Raw genomic sequence first — 4828 nt, 5'->3', positions numbered from 1 at the left:
GATTTACTCGCTCCTCTCCACCTCGATCGTACACCGAAAGTCGCCGCTCAAACCGAGCGTAAAATTCACATTCAAGATGGCGCGATTTGACTAAATATGTTTGATTGAGTTCGACCGCTTCGTCAATGAGGGGGGTGTATTTATTTTATATACGGGCAGGGTGGTACTAGCACCCCCTCATCCAGGGAGTGAGTTGAATGAATGAATAGTTTTAGATAAATCGACTCTGTTGAAATGGACGATTCAACGGTGACAAGTTTAGCAACTTACTACGAATTAGAGCAGAAAAAATATGACTATTTAACTCCAGTCGAACAAAAAATAGTTCGTCTTGGTGCTGCGGCGTTGGCGAAGCCTATCGGAACGATAATCGCTTGTCAAAGTGCTATGGACGAACATAAAAGATTAAAGCAGATGGACGATTATAGCAAAATGAATGCCATGTTAGAGAGCTTTCTCTCTCAACTAGAAATAGCGATTGCCTTTAGGTCTAGCACTATACTTTGAGGCGATCGCTAATTAAATAGTAGCTCCTGCAAGTGATTTCATCTGGATTTCATCTTGGGCATTTATAGTCATTATAGGGTTAGGAGTTAAGGTAATGGAAAAAATCTACCAATTTATCAATTCTCTAGGTCTATCGACTACCACCTCTAATACTGGCAAGTATCTAAATGTTAATAATACCGATCGCCCTTCACCAGATGTCGATGGTAAATTCGATCCCGACAATGAATGGACAATGGTTCGCCCATCTATTCAAGTTCATGTCCCCTGTCATAGTCAAATATTGACAAAATTATGGATTCATATCCCCGATAATTTCAAACCCCAAACTGCCAAAATTCAAATTACCGATTCGGCAGAGCCGACGCTAAATGCGCGAATGGTTCCTGCTGTAATTTCCCGTCGAGGTCAGTGGCTACAAATCAAATTGAAGCAGTCGATCGTTCCCGATACACAGTTGCGAATTTATTTCGATCGTCCAAATCACAATATGCTGGTGCGATTGCCTGAATATTTTGTCTATGGCAAATCTGTAAACGGGCAAAGCAGTTTTTTAGGTAGAGGCTATTTTCCTCTGTCAGATCGGTCTTAGTGCGGAACGAAATATGCAGACGCGATCGCCTGAATATTTATAGCAATCGCAAATCTGTAAATCGATCGACTAATTCTATATAAGAAGTCTACTTTTATTAATAGACATATTTAATTACGACTCCCAAGTACGGCTCGATTAACTTTATGTCTACATTAATATACTTATACCCAAAAATTTTAAATTGTAGTTGAATTCAAACATGAAAGTAGTTATTATCCTCGAACATCGCTTCGATCGGACACCTGATGGACGAGTGTGGACGCAAACAACTTTTGCTTATTCCTTTTGGTTGCAGTATCTCAAAGTATTCGATCGCGTGTGTGTAGTCGCTCGCATTCGGGATGTGCCCACTGTTGCTGCGGACTGGCAACTTGCCGACGGAGAGCTGGTTTCGTTTGCAGCCGTACCAAACTATCTCGGCCCGTTGCAGTACCTACGCAAGGCACGTCAAGTCAAACAAGCCGTCCAAAATGCAGTTGGCCACAGCGATGCAGTAATCGTTCGCGTTCCCTCCCCACTATCTCGATTGCTAATACCGCTGTTGCAGTGGGACAATCATCCGTTTGCGGTCGAAGTTGTTGCCGATCCTTATGATGTCTTTGCTCCCGGTTCGATAGATCATCCGCTGCGACTGTTTTTTCGATGGTTATTGCCACGAAATCTACGACATAGTTGTGTAAAAGCGATTACGGCAATGTACGTTACAAAATCGGCACTTCAGCAACGATATCCTTGCCCAAATTTGTCGATGGGGATATCGGATGTCGTTTTACCAGCACAGAGCATCGTTGCGGCACCACGTCCACAAGCTCAGGAGTTAGATGTGGTGACATTGGTATTTATCGGTACGATGTCTCAGTTGTACAAAGCTCCAGATATCCTGATAAAAGCAGTTGCCGTATGTGTCAAAGCAGGATTAAATATCCAACTGCTAATGCTGGGTGATGGACAATATCGGGGACAACTAGAAGATTTAGCCAAAGCTGAAAATGTGAGCGAACGAGTAAGTTTTCTCGGACAATTGGCTTCTGGATCTGCCGTTCAAAATCAGCTCGATCTAGCTGACTTATTTGTGCTGCCATCCTATCAAGAAGGCTTGCCTAGAGCAATGGTCGAAGCGATGGCTAGGGCTTTACCCTGTATCGGTTCGACGGTGGGGGGTATACCGGAGCTATTGCCGCCAGAAGATCTGGTACCACCTGGAGATGTGGATGCACTCGCACGTAAAATTCGGGAAATTGTCACCGATCCCGAACGGATGGCTACAATGTCCGCTCGAAATCTCGACAAAGCCAAAGAGTACCGAGATGAAATATTGCAAGATCGGCGGACTGATTTCTACCGCTATGTGCGCGAGCAGACGGAAGGATGGTTATTAGAGCAACAGGGCAGCCGCATCTGTTTCTTGACAGTAGATATTTGCCAAGATAGGTGTCTTGTAGATATCTAATAAAAATTATCACTAAACAATATTCAATTAGGAGTGTAAATATGAAATTATTAACTTCAGGAATTATCGTTTTAGCTAGTGCTGGACTATTACTACTGGGAGCCTGTAGCAAAGAGTCAAAAACTAGCGATTCTACCCCAAATACTGCTACACCTACAGCGGAAACTGCAACTCCAGCAGCAACTACAGCTAAAGCTGAAAGTAGCAAGGGTGGTAAGAGTCAAGGTGGACAAGTAGTAGAATCGGGTAAATATCACTTAGAGTTCGTTCCAGTGACCAGTAGTAATGATACTCACTTAGATTTATATCTGCAAACAGGTGATACTCATGAAGCTGTTGCTAACGCAAAAGTCACTGCTGATGTTCAATTACCAGATGGTAAACTGAAGACTATTCCACTTAGTTATGATGCCAGTGGTAAACATTATGCCGCAGTAGTAAAAGAGAAAGTCGCTGGTCAATATCAAGTCAAAATTACTGCAAAGATCGGTAGCGAACAAGCTGATGGTCGTTTTAATTTCGATCGATAATTAAAGGGGATTTTGGAGGAATCGACGATTGATTCCTCCTATTTGTGAGATTTACTGGCGAGGTGCAACTTTAGGAGCACTACAACCCTCGCCACAATCGCAACCACTAGCACATTTACCACAACCACAGTCAGCGGCAAAAGCAGCTCCAGCAGTTACAACGGCAATAGTTACAGCAGCTACTGTTGCTTTTAAAATATTTTTAGCAGTCATATTTTTATTATCCTTGAGTACCCCCCAATCATAAACCCTCTAGTTGGCTTGAGAGTCAAGAGAGATAGACAAATTAGATGCGGTAGAACCAATGCTTAAAATTGGCGATCTAAAACAGCGAACGGGAGTAAAAGTTAGTACCCTGCGTTACTACGAAAGTTTAGGATTACTACAACCAGCACTCAGAAGTGATAGCGGCTATCGCTACTTCCATGACAATGCCGTGCAACGAGTGCTATTTATCAAGAAAGCTCAGACTCTCAATTTTTCTCTAACTGAAATTCAGGAAATTTTCAATTCTCACAATCGAGGTACAGCCGTTTGCTCGATCGTTAAAGACTTAATCGATCGCAAAATTAGTCATTTAGATATCGAGATTCAAAAGCTGCTCGCATCCAAGCAAAGATTGGAAAGTCACCGCGAACGATGGGCTACCTACCCTGAAGATCTTCCTAATAGTGAAACTATCTGTACTCTAATTGAAGAATTGATAGCATTAGAAGCTAATATTGTCGATTAATTTCGTAGAGAAAAACTATCGATTCTGAGCGTTCATCCTCATTTACTCTGCTAACGAGCTTAGTGTTTCAATAAAAGTATTTGAACTCTCATTGAAACACTAAAATCGTTATTTATTTACCTCGGATATAACCTGGTGAATAAGATGAAGATGGCGAATTAACTGGTAGCTGCATTTTCTCTGACTGCTGCATTTTTTTACAGCAACTACCGCAACTGTGTTCTTGAGCAGAAACCGCCCCAGTTGTTATTAATCCTAAAGTGGCTAATGCCAAGACCGATCCGATCGCTAGCTTAATTTGTTTCGACATAATTACCTCCGATAACTTTCTAAGCTGTTACTTTCATTATAAAGTCTCTACTAGACTGTAGAGTCAAGAGCTAATTTGAAATAATATTTAGAACAGAAGCAAGAGAGGTATAAGGTCTTACTGGCAGTGGTTTCTAGCGAAATGTAACGAATGTATCTACTAAAATTTACAAAATTAAATATCTGGTTTCATCTTAATTTCATCTAGATATGGTAAAGCAAGGTTAGCATAAATTAAAGGTCTTGAAAATAATAAATAAACTAAATAATCTATGCCGATAGACTGATTTATTCATAACAGATTGTTAGTAAAAATTAGAACAGCAAACATCAAAATGTTTGTAGACGTTTTTTAAGGAGTAAGTTTATGACTACTACTCAATCTCGTAACTCTCAACTCGAAGCTTGTATTGAAGCCTGCCTAAAATGCCTCCAAGACTGTGAATTTTGTGCCACTACCTGTCTGGATAGTGACATGGTGCAGATGATGGCTGCCTGCATCAAAGCCTGCCGTGATTGTGCCGATCTTTGCGCTCTTTGTGCCCGATTTATGAGTCGCACTTCCGACCTACATATGCAACTGTGCGCGGTTTGTGCCGATGCTTGCGATCGCTGTGCTACTGAATGTGCCAAGCACGACCACGAGCATTGCCGTCGCTGTGCCGAATCTTGTCGTCGCTGTGCCGAATCTTGCCGTCAAATGT

At 41.8% G+C, this 4828-nt stretch carries 8 protein-coding genes; 6 read left to right on the top strand and 2 right to left on the bottom strand.

Going from position 1 to position 4828, the window contains the following annotated elements; genetic code table 11:
* Positions 1–234: 234 nt before the first annotated feature.
* The 4 genes from C7B77_RS24190 to C7B77_RS24175 all read left to right on the top strand — a co-directional run bounded on the left by C7B77_RS24190 (position 235) and on the right by C7B77_RS24175 (position 3082).
* The gene (locus C7B77_RS24190; protein ID WP_106310938.1) at positions 235–507 is read left to right on the top strand and encodes a hypothetical protein; all 273 of its coding nucleotides are present in this window, start codon (positions 235–237) and stop codon (positions 505–507) included.
* Between the two features lie 94 nt (positions 508–601).
* On the top strand, positions 602–1099 hold the full coding sequence (locus tag C7B77_RS24185; protein WP_181244005.1) for a hypothetical protein: 498 nt from the start codon (positions 602–604) through the stop codon (positions 1097–1099).
* A 202-nt stretch (positions 1100–1301) separates the two neighbouring features.
* A complete protein-coding gene (locus tag C7B77_RS24180; RefSeq protein ID WP_106310933.1) occupies positions 1302–2552 on the top strand; it encodes a glycosyltransferase family 4 protein in 1251 nt (416 codons plus the stop codon).
* A gap of 41 nt (positions 2553–2593) precedes the next feature.
* A complete protein-coding gene (locus C7B77_RS24175) occupies positions 2594–3082 on the top strand; it encodes a hypothetical protein (protein ID WP_106310930.1) in 489 nt (162 codons plus the stop codon).
* A 51-nt stretch (positions 3083–3133) separates the two neighbouring features.
* Here the strand turns inward: C7B77_RS24175 and C7B77_RS30395 are convergent, their stop codons facing one another.
* Entirely contained in the window at positions 3134–3295 is a 162-nt protein-coding gene (locus C7B77_RS30395; protein ID WP_181244004.1) for a hypothetical protein, read from the bottom strand.
* Between the two features lie 91 nt (positions 3296–3386).
* Between C7B77_RS30395 and C7B77_RS24170 the strand changes: the two genes are divergently transcribed.
* Complete coding sequence (locus tag C7B77_RS24170) at positions 3387–3815, top strand: MerR family transcriptional regulator (protein WP_106310927.1); 429 nt, start codon at positions 3387–3389, stop codon at positions 3813–3815.
* Between the two features lie 112 nt (positions 3816–3927).
* On the opposite strand, the gene C7B77_RS24165 is transcribed toward C7B77_RS24170, so the two are convergent.
* Complete coding sequence (locus C7B77_RS24165) at positions 3928–4125, bottom strand: hypothetical protein (protein WP_106310924.1); 198 nt, start codon at positions 4123–4125, stop codon at positions 3928–3930.
* Positions 4126–4491: 366 nt separating this feature from the next.
* Between C7B77_RS24165 and C7B77_RS24160 the strand changes: the two genes are divergently transcribed.
* Positions 4492–4828, top strand: a 337-nt coding sequence (locus tag C7B77_RS24160) for a four-helix bundle copper-binding protein (RefSeq protein ID WP_106310941.1), incomplete at its 3' end; no start/stop codon positions are given.

Source organism: Chamaesiphon polymorphus CCALA 037, from assembly GCF_003003845.1.
Taxonomy (GTDB): Bacteria; Cyanobacteriota; Cyanobacteriia; order Cyanobacteriales; family Chamaesiphonaceae; genus Chamaesiphon; species Chamaesiphon polymorphus.
Note: the sequence above shows the minus strand (reverse complement) of the source record. Positions and strands in the feature narration are given on the sequence as shown.